The sequence below is a fragment of the Gottfriedia sp. NPDC056225 genome (assembly GCF_042267765.1).
Lineage (GTDB): Bacteria > Bacillota > Bacilli > Bacillales > Bacillaceae_G > Gottfriedia.
Genome location: NZ_JBHJTJ010000003.1, coordinates 121,871 through 138,162 on the forward strand (window position 1 = coordinate 121,871; position 16,292 = coordinate 138,162).

Below are 16,292 nucleotides of genomic sequence, written 5' to 3' on the forward strand. Positions count from 1 at the left end.
GTAATGGAAACAATTTTAAAAGTAGATGGTATGACATGTGGACACTGCAAGGCTGCAGTTATGAAAGCAGTAGAAGGTGTGTCTGGTACAAATAATATAATCGTAAGTTTGGAAAATAAAGAAGTAACATTCAACTATTCAAACTCTGAAACAGTTGAAAAAGTAAAAGAAGCTATTGAGGACCAAGGTTACGATATTATCTAATAGTAGAAAGTGTAATAAAAAAGCAGGAAACTTTTACAGGTTTCCTGCTTTTTTTCTTATAAAATATTCGGTTTAATGTCGACTAGATTACTATTTGGATTTTTTAAATCATCTGTTTTACTAGCTTCATTAAGTGATAAGTTTTTAGTTTCAGGTGCCCATGCAATTGATACTAATGTTCCAACAACTAAAACTCCTGTTAATGCTAGCATTGTATTACCTAAACCAAAATGTGAAAGACCTAATGGTAATAGGAATGTACTGATTGCTGATCCAAGTCGGCTAATTGCAGTAGAAAGTCCGACCCCTGATGATCTCACTTCGGTAGGGAAACTTTCAGCTGGAAAAACTCCGACAAGATTACTTACGGCTGACAAGATTAATGTGAACACTGCAAAACAGATAATCATTAATGTTGTTGCACTACTTGGTGAGACGCTTAATACGAATAAAGACACTACAAGAATAATGAATGAACTGATTAAGAAGCCTCTACGAGAGAAAATGATTGTAAACCAGATACCTATAACTGCTCCGATAATTAAAATTATGTTTAATAAGAAATCTGTTCCAAAGCCTTCCTTTAAGCCCATAATACTTAATATATTTGGTAGGAAAGTATAGATTGCAAAATAAGGCATTACTAAACATGCAAAGAAAAGACTATTAAATGCTGTTCTTTTTCTATATTTTTTATTAAATAAAACAGAAAAGCTACTATCTTCTTTTGATGGTGTTTCATTATCTAACACAATATTTTTACCAACATACTTTTTTGCTATTTCTCTTGCTTCATCAATACGGCCTTTGTTAATTAACCATCTTGGTGATTCTGGCGTTCCAATTCGTAGGAATAAAATGATTACTGATGGAATTGTCGAAGAAGCTAACATCCAGCGCCAAGCATCTGGGCCAATATGTTGCAACCATAGTCCAACGAATGTTGAAACAACATAACCAATTGTCCAAATTACACTAAATGATCCTAGTAATACTCCACGATGCTTTTTTGGTGCGAACTCTGCTAACATTGTATGACCAACGCTATAGTCTCCACCAATTCCGATCCCAATTAATAGTCGTAGAATAAATAACTGTAAAGGACTATCTACAAAAAATTGAAGTAATGAAGCGATTGTAATGAGTACAAAGCTTAAAACAAATATTTTTTGTCTACCGATAATATCTGATACCCATCCTAGAACTAAACTTCCTAAGAATAGCCCAATTAAAGCGGAGCTGCCGATTAATCCAAGCCAAAATGCATTAAGATGCATTTGGGGAGTAAGCAATGTCAGTGCGGTCCCTATTATTCCGAGAATATAACCGTCATTAAAATGTGCACCAAATGTAAGCCCTGCCATTTTAATGTGGAACTTATTAAGTGGCGCATCATCCATTTTTATCGTTTGGTTTACCTTCATCTCGTTTCCCCCTTAGTAATAGTAGTGTGACAATTTTTTCATAAAATACATTTAACTCTTTTATCGAAAAGCGAAAAATAAAATAAGAGCTGAAAATTTTATTTCTGTATTGGTAGCGTTTTCAGATAAAAAGAAAAAAAGTGAATGAACCAGAATTTAAGTTCATAATATGAACAACTTTTTTCATAATGTGAAATATATGATGAGTATAAAGTGTAATTCACAAAATTGTCAAACTTTTTTTGAGTATTTATTTTTATCGTAAGGACGATTAGATCGAACATGCTTGAATAGATAGGAACTAAACACAACATTTTAAATGCAAATAAAAAAGGAATCTGAATAGAACCATTCGGATTCCTTTTTAACAATCTCAGAAACATTACCATGCTAATTTACGATTAATCAAGATAATTTGTAACTTGTTGACAAGTAGAAATTAATAAATCAACTGATGATAACATTTTCTCTTTTGTAAAACGAAAACTTGGTCCACAAACACTTATGAACGCAACAAGATTTTGTGCTTTATCATAAACTGGTGCAGAAATACCGTTTTCATTTTCATCTAGTTCGCAAATCGAAGTGCCAAATCCCCTTTCTCGAACACTATTAAGTTCATTACGTAATTGCTCAGGGCTTGTAATCGTATAAGGAGTTAACTTTTCCAAAGGCTTTTCCAAAAATATATCTAATTCTTTTGGTGGAAGCTGGCTTAAAAGAATTTTTCCATTTGAAGTACAGTGTAAAGGTAGAAAAGCATTAACGTAATCTACAACTAACCTAACACTGTTTTCTGGATCAATTTGCTCAATTGTTAATGTTCCATTCTGTTTAGGAACACTTAAGAGAACAGTTTCCTGAATTTCTTCTTTTAATTTCTCCATACTTTTACTTGCGCGTCTTACAAGAGACCCGTATTGCGGAACTTTAGACGCAAGATGATTTACCGCATATCCAAGCTGGTAGCCCTTAGTTTTGGGGTCACGCTCAACAAATCCATGGTTCTCAAGAGTACCAATAAGTCGCCATGCCGTTGTTCGATTCATATCTGATATTTCAGCTAGATTCCCTATAGAGATAGGAATTTCACTATCAGCAACGATTTTTAATAATAAAAGTGCGCGATCTACTGCTTGTACTGATGAAAGGTCTTGCTTTGAACTTTTTTGGTTTTTTACATCGTTATTTATCTTCATGTTAAACATTATAGCTTAATTGCAAATTAAAAAAACAATAATAAATAAATTTCTAATAATTTCATTATTTGTTTGACACAGATAATTTTTCAGATTTATAATCTAGTTAAAGTTCTTATCGTGAACTTAGTTGTTCGGATTGTGAACAATGAAAAATTCTCAAACATTGACTTGTTCTATCTAGTTATCTATGAGGAAAGTTGAGTCGGGATTGAGATAAATCATTTTTTAATAGTAAATTTGTAAACCGTTTTCATTTTAAAAAGTTAAGAAAGCTCTTCATAAAAGGTGGTGATCTTCATTAGTGTCATTGAGAACAAGGAAATGCGAAAAGAAGTTGATTCTTTTGGAACTGTAGAAATATCAAATCAGTTCTTATATGGGGTTCAAACAGTTCGAGCAGTACAGAATCTTTCATTCTCTGGAAAAACTTTAAGTCAATATCCAAAGTATATTGAGTCACTTGCAATCGTTAAAAAAGCTGCTGCAATTACAAATATAGAAACAGGTGCAATAGATGAATCCATTGGTTCATTTATTTTACAAGCCTGTGATGAACTAATTTCCGGTAGACATTTTGACCAATTTCCTGTTGATATTCTCCATGGCGGTGGAGGAATTGGTACAAATATGAACATTAACGAAGTCATTGCAAATATAGCGAATGAATTAAACGGGGAAAGTCGAGGGACGTATTCACCTATTCATCCAACCGATGATGTGAATGCTTCTCAATCTACCTCTGACGTCTGTCATACCGCCATGAGACTTGCCATTATTAAAGAGTTTGAACAACTGAACTTAGTAGTAAGTGAAGTTCAAACTACAATCGAAAAAATGGTCGATTCATTTATAGAGATTACAACAATTTCAAGAACATGTTTGCAAGATGCGATGAGAATTCAATTAGGTGATTTTATTAGTGGATATGCCGCAATGTTATCTAGAAGGCAACAGTTACTTAAACAAAGTGTTATCGAGTTGAAGAAAGTAAACTTGGGTGGCACTGTAATTGGAACAGGAACTGGCGCATCGACAATGTATCAAGATTTGGTTATTCATAATCTTTCAAAAGTTGCTGGTTTTCAGCTTCAAAAGCGTGAAAATTTAATTGATGCTGCTCAAAACATAGATGATTTAGCAAATGTTTCAAATCAATTAACATTACTTGCAACCTGTCTAATCAAAATGGGGAAAGACTTGAGATTATTATCTTCTGGGCCGGAAGCTGGTTTTTCGGAAATTATTCTACCATCTGTAATGGCTGGTTCATCTTTCTTCCCAGGAAAAGTAAATCCTGTAATACCAGAAACATTGATCCAAAGCTGCTTCCAAGTTTTAGGCTGCGACAGAGTTGTACAGGCAGCTTTAGAGCATGGCGAATTAAATTTAAATATTTTTGAAGGTGTAGCTGGAGCAAATATTATAGATGCAATAAAGATGCTAGAAAAAGCACTCAACTTATTTAACGAGAAGTGTTTGGAAGGCATAAAAGTTAATAAAGAAAAATGTAAAGAATACGCAAATAGTTTAATTCCTTCTGTAGTTGAATTAAAGGAGAAGCATGGTTATTCGTTTGTTTCGAAATTAATGAAGGAAAAGGGTAAGAACGGCGTAAAGGAATTATTAAATGGAGGGGGACTTGAAAATGACTAAAGTAGAGAGTAAAAAACATTTTGAAGGTATCGAACAACCAAAATTAGAATGGGCAAAAGAATGGTTACAAGAAACAAAGAAACTATATATCAATGGTGAATGGGTAGATAGCAGTAGTGATGAAGAAATTGAATCGATTAATCCAGCAAACGGAAAAGTAATCGGAAAAATTCAAGGCGCTACAAAAGAAGATATTGATAAAGCGGTTGAGGCCGCGCGTGTTGCGTTTGATCATGGCCCATGGCGTAAAGTAACTCGTAAAGAAAGAGCAAAAATTCTACGTAAGATTAGTGAGCTTATGAAAGAACATCAAGCAGAACTAGCTACTTTAGAAGCATTGGATAACGGCAAACTATACACAGAAGCATATAATGACGACGTTCAGGAAGCATTAGAAATGTTCGAATATTATGCAGGCTGGACTGATAAATACTATGGTGAAAATAACCCGGTTGAAGGCGACTTTTTAAGTGTAACAACAAGAGATCCAATTGGTGTTTGTGGACAAATTGTACCATTTAACTTCCCGATTGACATGGCTGCATGGAAACTTGCTCCTGCTCTTGCAATGGGGAACACAGTAATCTTAAAGCCGTCTAGTACGACATCTTTTTCAGCTATTAGACTATTTGAAATTATTGACGAGGCTAATATTTTACCTCCGGGTGTTCTAAATCTAATACTAGGTAAAGGAAAAATTGGTTCACATATTTCTCGTCATATGGGCGTTGATAAAGTTTCCTTTACTGGAAGTACAGGTGTGGGAAAACAGCTTGTTCACGATTCGGCAGATTCTAATTTAAAACCAGTTACACTTGAGCTTGGTGGGAAGTCGCCAAACATTATCTTTAGTGACGCTCCAGATGTGGACGCTGCAATTGAACGTTCTTTCTATGGATTATTTACTCACAAAGGTGAGAAATGCTCTGCACCAACAAGATTATTTGTTCAACGTGATATTTATGAAAAAACAGTAAATCGTTTAGCAGATTATGCTAATAGTTATAAATTAGGTGACCAATTTGATCCGGAATCAAATCAAGGTGCGCAAATTTCAGAATCGCATATGGAAAGTATTTTAGGCTACATCAAAAGCGGAGTTGAAGAAGGTGCTCGTCTTGCTGCTGGTGGAGAAAGGGATCTGACTGGCGAAAATGCAAATGGCTATTTCGTTCGTCCAACTATTTTTGCAGACGTACATAATAAAATGACAATTGCACAAGAAGAAATCTTTGGTCCAGTTCTTTGCGTTATTCCATTCGATACAGAAGAAGAAGTAGTTGAAATGGCAAATGACACGATTTATGGTTTAGCTGCCGGCTTATGGACGAATGATGTATCACGTGCGAATCGCGTAGCTAAAAAATTAGAGGCTGGAATGGTGTTTGTTAATAAATATGGATGTTATGACTTTGCTAGTCCATTCGGTGGATGGAAACAAAGTGGCTGGGGTAAGGAATATGCCATTCATTCATTACAATCTTACACAAAAACAAAAGCAATTTGGTTTGCTTACTAAAATAAAAGGGTGAAATAAAGATGAAAATGAAAGCAGCAGTAATGAACGCACATGGTGAACCACTTATTATTAAAGATGTTGAACTAGCAGAGCCTAAAGCAAATGAAGTACTTGTTAAAATAGCAGCAACTGGTGTTTGTCATAGTGATCTAAACGCATTAGATGATACAACAACACCTATTCCGACTATTCTTGGGCATGAAGGGGCAGGAATTGTAGAAGCTGTTGGTCCAAATGTGAAAAATGTAAAACCAGGTGATAAAGTAGCATTAAGCTGGGTTCCATATTGTGGAACTTGCGAGTTCTGTATAACGGGAGATGTGCATTTATGTGAATCAGCATTTGGACCAATGTTCGATGGTACATTGCTTGATGGGACTACTCGCTTAAGCTGTGATGGGGAAAAAGTTTACCATAACTCTCTATTATCTACTTTTGCTGAATATACTGTTGTTCCTGAAATGTCATGTGTAAAAATTCCGGATGAAATGCCACTTGCTCAAGCATCATTAATCGGTTGTGGTGTTGCAACAGGCTACGGTGCAGCAGTCAATGCTGCTGGTGTTAAGCCAGGTTCATCTGTAGCAGTATTCGGAATCGGTGGAGTAGGAGTTAATGCGATTCAAGGAGCTAAAATCGCAGGTGCTTCAAAAATTATTGCGTGTGATGTTAAAGAATCTAATCTTGAGATTGCGAAAAAGTTTGGAGCAACACATACAGTTAATGTAGCTGAAGAAAATGCTGAAGAAAAACTAAAAGAATTAACAGGTGGATTCGGCGTTAACTATGCAATTGATTGTACTGGAAATACAAATGCAGCTGAAAGTGCTTGGAAAGGAACAAGAAAAGGTGGAACAGTAGTAGTTGTTGGTGCTTTCAATCCTTCTAAAGTTCTTAACCTACCAGCTGGTGGTTTCCATCGCGTTGGAAAAGTTCTTAAAGGAAGTTTTTACGGTGATACACAACCTTTTAGAGACTTCCCTATCATTTCAAAATTATATTTAGATGGAAAATTTAATCTAGATGATCTAGTTTTAGATCGAATCAAGTTGGATGATATTAACTCAGCATTTGATTCCTTCCATGATAGTTGCTGTGTAAATGTAGGTAGAACAGTTATTGAATTTCCAATTGATGAAGAGTCTAGCTTATCTTTAGTAGGTTCTATAGGACAAGAGTCTAAGTAATTTAAAGTATTAAAATTATCCATTTCGAAGACTAATAAAAATAGAATTTATTAGTCTCTGAAATGGATTTCTTCTATTATATAATGATTTTACGATAGAGCTCTTTCGCAACAGCTGGTTCCTTTGTACCGTGAATAATTGCACGACCGTCTTTAAATAAAACAATTCGGTGATTTTCAAAGGTACATGCTAATAAATACGGGTTCACAATCAAATCATGTACTAATCCTATTAATCTTTCAGAAAGATCTCGTAGTGACGGAACATTAGTAGAAGAAAAACTCAATTGGACAGCATCTCTTCCACATAATACATATGACTTCATTTGATGATCGTCGTTTAAATATGGATAGCTTCTGATCGGACCGCATGTTGGACAATTATGATTCTTTAATCTTTCGATGTTTATATCAGACTTTTCATGCTTCCAAACATCAATCGATTGTAAGATTGGTGAAAGTTCATAGTTTGTAAGATATTGCATGGCATAAGTGACTTGGTACGCAGCAATCATTTGTACAATTGGACTAATGACTCCGACTGTGTCACAAGTCATATTTAATGTTGGTATATGATTTAATAAACAGTTAAGACAAGGAGTTTTTCCTGGAATAATTGGAAAAGAAAGGCCATAGCTCCCAACACAAGCACCAAAAATAAATGGAATTCCATGCTTAATTGCAGCATCATTAACAACCATTCTAGTTTCAAAATTATCTGTAGCATCTAGAATAATTGTTTGATCTTTAATAAGTTCTTCAATATTAAGACTAGTAATATCAGTTATAAAACTATTAATTGTTACTTCACTATTAATCTGTTGTAGTCGGTTTTTAGCTGCAATTACTTTAGGTAGTTTATTTCTAGCATCTTCTTCGGTATAAAGAGATTGCCTTTGTAAATTACTCCATTCAACATAATCACGGTCAACAATTGTTATATTTTCTATGCCGGCTCTTACAAGCATTTCTGCAATTGATGAACCAAGTGCACCAACACCAATAATGATGGCACTGGCTTTTTGTAAGTTTAATTGATGATCTGTTCCTAGGAATAATTCTTGTTTTGCATATCGGTTTATCAAGAATTCACCAACCCTGTAATTGGACTACTAGCCACACCATAATTTTTTTCGTCAATTCTTCCCGCTTCAAATCCAAGCCTTCCTGCTTCAATAGCAAGCTTCATTGCAACCGCCATTTTTACTGGATCCTTCGCGTTAGAAACCGCAGTGTTTAAAAGGACCCCATCAGCACCTAACTCCATTGCATAAGCAGCATCCTTTGGCGAACCGATTCCAGCATCGACTATGACAGGTATATTTGATTGTTCAATAATAAATTTAAGATTTAAAGGATTAATAATTCCTTTTCCAGAACCAATTGGTGATGCTCCTGGCATAATTGCATGTACACCAAGTTCTTCTAGTCTTCTTGCTAAAACAACATCATCAGAAGTATAAGGTAACACAATAAATCCTTCATTCAATAGCATTTCTGATGCCTTCAATGTTTCAATTGGATCAGGCAATAATGATTTGTCACACCCGATTACTTCTACTTTGATCATATCGCATAAGCCTGAAGCTTTTGCTAGTCTGGCAATTCTAACAGCTTCTTCAGCAGTTTTCGCACCAGCAGTATTTGGTAATAATTTATATTTTGCTAGATTTAATTGTTCTAGAAAATTAGGCTGTGATTCTTCAAAAATATTCATTCTTCTAACAGCGAAAGTTAGTATTTCCGCTTCCGATACTTCAACTGCTTCTTTTTGTACTTCAAAAGAAGGGTATTTACCTGTGCCTAATAATAATCTTGAATGAAATGAATGATTTCCTATTTTCAACATGATTAACCTCCACCTACAAAATGTATTAATTCTACCTGATCTCCGTTAGAGAGATGAGTTAAAGCATACTGCTCTTTATAAATAATTTCTTCATTAACCTCGACAATAACGATTCGGTTTTCTAGCTGGTATTCATTAAGTAAATCTTGAATTGTAAAAGTTTTACTCGAAACTTCTAAGTTCTTTCCGTTTAATCTTATTTCCAAGTGTTATACACCTCACAAACATTTAAATTAACGACTAACTTTAAACGCCTCAATCCAGTTTCTATCAACTTTCCTTTTAAGAATCAAATCTCGAATTAATTTTCCAGTTGCTGGTGCAAGCAATATTCCATTTCGAAAATGGCCGGTTGCAAATAGGATTTGATCATCTTCAGGGTGCATGCCAATAAAAGGATTATGATCAAGTGTTCGCGGTCTTAGTCCCGCCCAAAATGAATCAATTTTCATATCTTCAATTTCGGGAAGCATTTTTTTAGCACTTTGTATTAATGATTCAATGCCACCTAAGCTAGGATTTTCATCCCATTCGTGATCAACCATCGTAGCCCCGATGACAAGGCGACCGTCATTTCTTGGAACAATATAGTTTTGTTCATGAAAAAGAGAATGCTTTAATGCTACCTTTTCGCTTTTTACGGAAATGCATTCGCCTTTAACAGGAATAATTTCATGATCTAACCCTAGCTGTCCAAACAAGGTATTACTCCAAACGCCACTTGCAACTACGATGTTTTTTGCCTCAAATTCACCGTTTGTTGTTTTAAGTAAATAATGTGTATCATTTTTTTGAATCCCAAATACATGAGTATATTCGAAAATAGAAGCCCCTAAAATCTGAGCACTTTTAGAAAATGCATTACAAACAGAAACAGGTAATACATTAACGTCATCTTTAATATAGGCTGCGCCAATTATATTTGGATGGATGCCGGGGATCTGTTTTTTTAACTCCACATGGTTATACCAATGTGCTGAAGTTTGAGTGAGTAGTGGTGTTAATTGGTTTTTTTCTAAATCTGTATAAGCTAGTTTGAAAATGCCACCTTTTTTAAGTTCAATATCAATACCGCTTAATTCTTTCAACTCTTCTTGAAGCTGAAAATAAGTTAATTGGCTGCTTCTTGCGAAAGTAAAAAATGACTCTGACTGATCCCACTCGGAATGGGCACCGAGCATCCCCGCAGCTGCCTTTGTCGTTTTCTGACCAACTTGCTGTCCTTCTAAAACTGCGACATTAATGTTTTCTTTCGCTAGATAATAAGCAATGGAACAGCCAATAATGCCACCCCCAATTACGATAACATCAAATCTCTTGTTCATAAGTCAGTTTGCACCTTTCAAAATATTGCAGCGCAGCATCTAGTGGGTTTCGAGAAGAGAAGATTCCAGACATTACAGCTATCCCATCAATCTTGTTCTCCTTCAAAAATTGGATATGCTCAGGCAATATACCGCCTACTGCGTAGATTGGTATAGTCAGAGTTTTTTTCATTTCGGGTATGATTTCAATCCCATTTGGAGTTAGACCGGCTTTACACTTTGTTTCAAAACAATGACCGTAAAGGACATAATCAGCCTGATCACTTTCAGCTAGGATTGCTTCAGTAAGCGTGTGGACTGATTTTCCTACTCGTAAGTTAGGAAAATATTCTTTTACATCAACAAGAGGGAGTCCATGTCCCGGTAAGTGTATATTTGATAGATTTGCAAAAATAGCAATATCTAAACGATCATTTAAAACGATTTTCTTCATATCCACTTTGTTCATTTTTAATAGATTTAAGAGTGAGATTATTTCGATCGCTTTTTTTGATTTCTCGCGAATATGTACATAGTCAACTACATCGATTATTTGAATAATTTTGGAAGCAAGTACTTCGATTGAGTGCTGATCATCTGTAATTGCAATAAGTTCCATGCTCCAGCCTCTTTCATTAACAAAATTTTTTCAAACAAAAAAAACCACTTTCCTAAAAAAAGAAAGTGGTTACATTGCACACAAAATAAATAGAGAATGCGCCACTTTCCTACGCAGGTACTAGCCTGTTCAGGTTTTAAGGGTTTAAAAGTAACTACTCTATTCTCAGCCCTTATCAAGGGATCCCCTAGTGATGAATCTGTATGAAAATTAATCTTAGCATAGCATATAAAAAATAATATTCAATACTAAAATTTTTTTTACGAGTCAAAATATTTACCATAAATTGGGCTTGAAGCATAATGAAATCAAGTATTTAAGCGAGTATTAAAAATGCTAATAATTTTTTGAAATGAACATTCCTGTAAAAATTTAGGAAATAAAAGCATTTACATTTTAAACTTGTGGGTTTATATTTAGTGTGAACAATTTAATCGTTTGACTAGGGGTGTCCAATTAGTTGGGCTGAGAGAGAAACACATTTAAGTTTCTTAACCCTCAGGACCTGATCTGGTTCATACCAGCGTGGGGAAGTTAGAAATTTCTCATTAATGAAGTCTAATCGTTAATGTAGTTTTGCTAACATTTTGCCGGGTCTTAACTTTAAGATCCGGCTTTTTTCATGCTTAAAATGGATTGGATTTCGTCCTTTTTTAATCATTTAAAAAGGGGAATGAAATCAATGAACAATTCTGTAAATGAAATGAATTTTTCCATCATGTCTAGTTTTTCTGGTAGTAAAAAGGTTTATGTTGAAGGATCTAGATCTGATATTAAAGTGCCGATGCGTGAGATTCAATTAAGTCCAACAACTGGTACTTTTGGCGAAGAAGAAAATGCACCAGTTAGAGTATATGACACAAGTGGACCTTACACAGATTCATCTGCCTCAGTTGATATTCGCGAGGGGCTTAAGCCGATCGGACAAAACTGGGTGATTGAGCGAAATGATGTTGAAGAATATGTAGGGCGTGAAGTAAAGCCTGAAGATAATGGATATAAAAAAGAATCAGATAAACATGAGGTTGAAATCTTTAAAGGTTTAAAAAGAAAACCATTGCGTGCAAAGGATAACGGAAATATTACGCAATTGCATTATGCACGTAAAGGTATTATTACACCTGAAATGGAATTTATTGCAATTCGAGAAAATAGAACAGCTGAATTTGTTCGAGATGAAGTTGCAAGAGGAAGAGCTGTCATTCCATCAAATATTAATCATCCGGAAAGTGAGCCAATGATTATCGGCCGTAATTTTCATGTGAAAATAAACGCCAATATAGGTAACTCAGCCGTTACATCCTCAATTGAAGAAGAAGTAGAAAAAATGACATGGGCTACTCGCTGGGGAGCCGATACGATGATGGATCTTTCAACCGGAAAAAATATTCACACAACACGTGAATGGATTATCCGAAATTCTCCGGTACCAGTAGGGACAGTTCCAATTTATCAAGCACTTGAAAAGGTAAATGGAATTGCAGAAGACTTATCTTGGGAAGTGTTTAGAGACACTCTAATCGAGCAAGCTGAACAAGGAGTAGATTACTTTACGATTCACGCAGGTGTACTATTGCGTTACATTCCATTAACTGCAAAACGAGTGACAGGAATCGTATCTCGTGGTGGTTCTATATTGGCTCAGTGGTGTTTAGCTCACCATAAAGAGAATTTCTTATATACCCATTTTGAGGAAATTTGTGAAATAATGAAGCGCTATGACGTAACATTCTCTTTAGGAGATGGCTTGCGCCCAGGTTCGATCGCCGATGCAAATGACGAAGCACAATTTTCGGAATTAGAAACACTTGGAGAGCTAACAAAAATTGCTTGGAAACATGACGTTCAAGTTATGATTGAAGGACCGGGACATGTTCCAATGCATTTAATTAAAGAGAATATGGATAAACAATTAGAAATTTGTCAAGAAGCACCTTTTTACACATTAGGTCCACTAACGACAGATATTGCGCCTGGTTATGATCATATAACGTCAGCAATCGGTGCAGCAATGATTGGTTGGTTTGGTACAGCGATGCTTTGCTATGTAACTCCGAAAGAGCATTTAGGTCTTCCAAATAAAGAAGATGTTAGAGTAGGGGTAATCACATATAAAATAGCAGCACATGCAGCTGACTTAGCAAAAGGTCATCCTGGAGCACAAAAAAGAGATGATGCACTTTCAAAAGCTCGATTTGAATTTAGATGGCGTGATCAGTTTAATCTTTCTCTTGATCCAGAAAGAGCAATTGAATACCACGATGAAACATTACCTGCTGAGGGAGCTAAAACAGCCCATTTTTGTTCAATGTGTGGTCCAAAATTCTGTAGTATGAGAATCTCACAAGACATTCGAGATATAGTAAAACAAGAAGAACTTCAAAATGAATCAACCATTGAAGAAGGAATGAAAGAAAAAGCATTAGAATTTAGAAAAAACGGCGGAGAAATCTATCAATAAGGGTGTGAGCCTTATATGAATAGGGTAGAAGGAATCAAAAAAGAAATAAAGCAATTAGAAGAAAATATGAATCAGTTAAAAATAGAACTGAAAACCATTCAAACAAATTGTGAGCACGAATTTCAGAAGAAAGATACGATACAAGAATGCTTAAAATGCAGTTTAATTGAAAGTTTGTGCTGGTAATTTTGATAAATAAAACAAAGACAAACCCCGATTTGGAGGTTTGTTTTTGTTTATAGGTTAGAGTTAATGCTCCGACAAACTATTGATTGGAACATCTTCCTCACGTGAGAACACCATAAGTCTTATGCCGAAGAATACAACCTTTGAAGAGGCAGCTGCTATACCATGTGCAGCTCAGACGGCACTTCAAGCATTGCGTGATGTAGTACAAATTACGCAAGGTCAAAAGGTATTGAGCTATGGTGCATCAGGCGGCATCGGTCACTTTGCTGTTCAGATTGCAAGATACTTCAATACTGAGGTAACCGCGGTTTAATTATATCTACCAGCTTGTACAACGGAATGGAATCTTGAATTACCAGAAGGATTGGTGATTAAAGGATTAAAAGAATTTATTTTTGAAGAATATTACAGTTACGAAAGAGAAATTTGGTTTATTTGTGAATTGGCTTAAAGGTTATAGTTTTTCTTATGCAACTATAAAAAAACTCCTGTTATAGTTAACAGGAGTTTTATAGTTTTTAATTTTTACCAGTGATGCCCATATCCGCATCCGTCATATCCTGACCAGCAAGCTGCTCCAACAATGATTAATAAGATAAATAAAACAACAATCAAAGCAAAACCGTTAAGATGGTGATGTCCAGTACTCATTCATGTGACCTCCTTCATAAGATATTTAAGGGATGTATTCTCCCTTTAGGGTCATGTAACCAATTGTAAAAATTACAATTAGGAGAGGTGGATAATGTATCGTATGTTTTTTTACCAACTATGAAACTAGTCTATATTGTAATTAGGCTTTTACCTATTAAGTAAGTTTTTAAAGTTCAATTATATGGATTTTTGTACTTACTTTACTTTAGGAATGAAATTGCTGCATTAACTACATAAGCATTTTAAAAATTTACCTAAATATAAGTTTCTGGAGGCGGATTGGTTTAAGTAAAATCATTGCTTAAACATATAATAATCAGAGACTAATTTGCTCATTATGACGGAGGAGCGCCATTCTTTTTTTCATTTTTGATTTTACTTATAGTATAATATGTATAAAATGAAATGCGAACAGGTGTTTGTGTTTAGACTTAGAGTGGACTTCAATTAAATGGAGGCTAAGTGATTAGAGCATTGTTTAGAATTTCTAAGTTGCTCGAATGAATTAAGTGGTCAATCGAAACAACTCTATAAACAATTATGAATAGCAGTAATATAGTATGGGAGGAAATGAAATGTTTCCATTAAAGAATTACTATGAGTCATTTATCAAGAAGGAAATCATTGGTACGAAAAGAGAAGCAGCGATTAAAAAGTTAAGTAATTTGTTAGCTTGCCATGTCATTAGTAAAAATACAGAGTCAGCTATTCATATTCGATACTTTACTTGTAATGAGCAAATGCAGCCGACAGACAAATGGATCGGAACAATCGCAGTTAAAATAAAAAATGACATCGTGATTGAAACCGCAATTTCACTCCCAAAAAACGATGATTCAAAATCATTCGAGATTTAGAATTGTGAAAGAAGATTATTGCCTTTTATTATTCAGCTTAATGGCAGATTAGCTAAATTAAAAATCTATTGAAAGCTACGGTTGATTTAATGGTAACTAATGAAAGAGATGAGAAAAATGAATCAATTTGTTCTTGGCGGTAAACAAGGGTTTATTCGAATTAAACTTAATGAAGTTTTGGGTTATTCAAATTTCAACGTTAACCGAATTAAAAGCAATCGTTGATTATTATGGAGGAGGTCAAGGAGTTTTTGAACGATGAATTAAAATTAAAGGATGGTACAATTATACCCTATCAAGTTTGTGGTGAAGGTCAGCCCATAGTGTTTATTCATGGATTATTTGGTAAATCTCAAGATTACAATGAAGTGATTAAGAGTATTTCAAAGGAATATTGTTGCGTTTCATTCGATCTGCGAGGACATGGTCAATCTAAAGAGTTACAAGGTATCAATATTGCACAATACGCAACTGATCTAAAAGCTCTTATAGACCATCTCAAATTAATCAATCCAGTAATTGTTGGATATTCCACCGGTGCACTTGCGTTGTTCAATTATATTGAGTTGTATGGGTGTGAAAATATAAGTAAGTTAGTTTTTGTGGATATTACCCCGAAAATTATAAGTGATCAAGAGTGGTCACTGGGCTTATATAGAGGGGAATATACAGAAAAAGATTTTCAACAGGATTTAAGTGATTTGGATAATAAATTTTTAAATTTTGCATCGTATTTTACATATAGAAATATGACGAAGTACAAGACAAATACCCCGTATCGTAGGAAGGCTAATCTGCTTAGCAAAGTTCTTGCAAGAGTCTTAATTGGTAAATCCCCTCAAAAACAATTACTAACAAAATCGATATGGAAAGAACTTGGTATTATTGACTTTAGAAATACATTAAATAAAATTAAAGTGCCATCTGCATTTTTCTATGCGGATCCTGGTTCGTTATTTTCACCTAAAACGGCTCATTATATGAAGGATACAATTGGCGAAAAAGCAATTGCGGTACCATTTATGAATGCTTCTCATGCTCTACTTTTCTCGCATGGTAAGCAGTTCGCAAATGAGTTAAAATCTTTTTTGAAAAATTGATGAAAATTATTACACTAAATATCTAAAAGGGAAAAAGACCTCTCCGTGAAAGAAAGGTCTTAATGAAAATA

The 16,292-nt window shown here is 34.8% G+C and carries 17 protein-coding genes and 2 riboswitches; of the genes, 9 read left to right on the top strand and 8 right to left on the bottom strand.

Features of this window, described 5'->3' with window-relative positions; all coding sequences use genetic code 11:
- The first annotated feature begins 3 nt into the window (after window positions 1-3).
- Window positions 4-204 carry a cation transporter gene (locus ACFCYN_RS03975; protein WP_172445988.1) on the top strand — a complete coding sequence of 67 codons (201 nt, stop codon included), beginning with the start codon at window positions 4-6 and terminating at the stop codon, window positions 202-204.
- 56 nt (window positions 205-260) lie between these two features.
- Here ACFCYN_RS03975 and ACFCYN_RS03980 read toward each other — a convergent pair whose 3' ends face one another.
- Together ACFCYN_RS03980 and ACFCYN_RS03985 are read right to left on the bottom strand one after the other, a co-directional pair.
- On the bottom strand, window positions 261-1,628 hold the full coding sequence (locus tag ACFCYN_RS03980) for an MFS transporter (RefSeq protein WP_375947677.1): 1,368 nt from the start codon (window positions 1,626-1,628) through the stop codon (window positions 261-263).
- Window positions 1,629-2,029: 401 nt separating this feature from the next.
- Entirely contained in the window at window positions 2,030-2,827 is a 798-nt protein-coding gene (locus ACFCYN_RS03985) for an IclR family transcriptional regulator (RefSeq protein WP_172445986.1), read from the bottom strand.
- Window positions 2,828-3,151: 324 nt separating this feature from the next.
- On the opposite strand from ACFCYN_RS03985, the gene ACFCYN_RS03990 reads away from it, so the two are divergent.
- From ACFCYN_RS03990 to ACFCYN_RS04000, 3 genes are read left to right on the top strand one after another with little or no spacing between them, the layout of a single operon-like run.
- Entirely contained in the window at window positions 3,152-4,483 is a 1,332-nt protein-coding gene (locus ACFCYN_RS03990) for a lyase family protein (protein ID WP_375947679.1), read from the top strand.
- Complete coding sequence (locus ACFCYN_RS03995; protein WP_375947680.1) at window positions 4,476-6,002, top strand: aldehyde dehydrogenase family protein; 1,527 nt, start codon at window positions 4,476-4,478, stop codon at window positions 6,000-6,002. Before ACFCYN_RS03990 ends, ACFCYN_RS03995 begins: the two co-directional genes overlap by 8 nt.
- Before the next feature lie 20 nt (window positions 6,003-6,022).
- Window positions 6,023-7,189 carry a Zn-dependent alcohol dehydrogenase gene (locus ACFCYN_RS04000; RefSeq protein WP_375947682.1) on the top strand — a complete coding sequence of 389 codons (1,167 nt, stop codon included), beginning with the start codon at window positions 6,023-6,025 and terminating at the stop codon, window positions 7,187-7,189.
- Window positions 7,190-7,265: 76 nt separating this feature from the next.
- Here ACFCYN_RS04000 and ACFCYN_RS04005 read toward each other — a convergent pair whose 3' ends face one another.
- The 5 genes from ACFCYN_RS04005 to ACFCYN_RS04025 are packed head-to-tail and all read right to left on the bottom strand — an operon-like array spanning window position 7,266 to window position 10,960.
- Window positions 7,266-8,273, bottom strand: coding sequence for a ThiF family adenylyltransferase (locus ACFCYN_RS04005; protein WP_375947684.1), 1,008 nt, complete (start codon window positions 8,271-8,273; stop codon window positions 7,266-7,268).
- Window positions 8,270-9,037, bottom strand: a complete 768-nt coding sequence (locus ACFCYN_RS04010) for a thiazole synthase (RefSeq protein ID WP_098120143.1) — start codon at window positions 9,035-9,037, stop codon at window positions 8,270-8,272. The genes ACFCYN_RS04005 and ACFCYN_RS04010 overlap by 4 nt, the downstream gene beginning before the upstream one ends.
- Window positions 9,038-9,039: 2 nt before the next feature.
- Complete coding sequence (gene thiS / locus ACFCYN_RS04015) at window positions 9,040-9,243, bottom strand: sulfur carrier protein ThiS (protein ID WP_375947686.1); 204 nt, start codon at window positions 9,241-9,243, stop codon at window positions 9,040-9,042.
- A 27-nt stretch (window positions 9,244-9,270) separates the two neighbouring features.
- The gene (thiO, locus tag ACFCYN_RS04020) at window positions 9,271-10,362 is read right to left on the bottom strand and encodes a glycine oxidase ThiO (protein WP_375947688.1); all 1,092 of its coding nucleotides are present in this window, start codon (window positions 10,360-10,362) and stop codon (window positions 9,271-9,273) included.
- Window positions 10,346-10,960: a thiamine phosphate synthase gene (locus ACFCYN_RS04025; protein ID WP_375947690.1), complete on the bottom strand. Its 615-nt coding sequence runs from the start codon at window positions 10,958-10,960 to the stop codon at window positions 10,346-10,348. The genes thiO and ACFCYN_RS04025 overlap by 17 nt, the downstream gene beginning before the upstream one ends.
- Before the next feature lie 89 nt (window positions 10,961-11,049).
- Window positions 11,050-11,159, bottom strand: a riboswitch (TPP riboswitch).
- A gap of 235 nt (window positions 11,160-11,394) precedes the next feature.
- Window positions 11,395-11,509, top strand: a riboswitch (TPP riboswitch).
- Window positions 11,510-11,642: 133 nt separating this feature from the next.
- Here ACFCYN_RS04025 and thiC point away from each other — a divergent pair.
- The 3 genes from thiC to ACFCYN_RS04040 all read left to right on the top strand — a co-directional run bounded on the left by thiC (window position 11,643) and on the right by ACFCYN_RS04040 (window position 13,923).
- Window positions 11,643-13,421, top strand: a complete 1,779-nt coding sequence (thiC, locus tag ACFCYN_RS04030) for a phosphomethylpyrimidine synthase ThiC (RefSeq protein ID WP_172445978.1) — start codon at window positions 11,643-11,645, stop codon at window positions 13,419-13,421.
- Window positions 13,422-13,436: 15 nt separating this feature from the next.
- On the top strand, window positions 13,437-13,607 hold the full coding sequence (locus ACFCYN_RS04035) for a hypothetical protein (RefSeq protein WP_172445977.1): 171 nt from the start codon (window positions 13,437-13,439) through the stop codon (window positions 13,605-13,607).
- A 124-nt stretch (window positions 13,608-13,731) separates the two neighbouring features.
- The gene (locus ACFCYN_RS04040; RefSeq protein WP_375947693.1) at window positions 13,732-13,923 is read left to right on the top strand and encodes a hypothetical protein; all 192 of its coding nucleotides are present in this window, start codon (window positions 13,732-13,734) and stop codon (window positions 13,921-13,923) included.
- A gap of 212 nt (window positions 13,924-14,135) precedes the next feature.
- Here ACFCYN_RS04040 and ACFCYN_RS04045 read toward each other — a convergent pair whose 3' ends face one another.
- Complete coding sequence (locus tag ACFCYN_RS04045; RefSeq protein ID WP_172445976.1) at window positions 14,136-14,261, bottom strand: YjcZ family sporulation protein; 126 nt, start codon at window positions 14,259-14,261, stop codon at window positions 14,136-14,138.
- 578 nt (window positions 14,262-14,839) lie between these two features.
- Between ACFCYN_RS04045 and ACFCYN_RS04050 the strand changes: the two genes are divergently transcribed.
- Entirely contained in the window at window positions 14,840-15,121 is a 282-nt protein-coding gene (locus ACFCYN_RS04050; RefSeq protein ID WP_172445975.1) for a hypothetical protein, read from the top strand.
- 251 nt (window positions 15,122-15,372) lie between these two features.
- Window positions 15,373-16,221 carry an alpha/beta fold hydrolase gene (locus tag ACFCYN_RS04055; protein ID WP_375947695.1) on the top strand — a complete coding sequence of 283 codons (849 nt, stop codon included), beginning with the start codon at window positions 15,373-15,375 and terminating at the stop codon, window positions 16,219-16,221.
- Window positions 16,222-16,292: the final 71 nt, after the last annotated feature.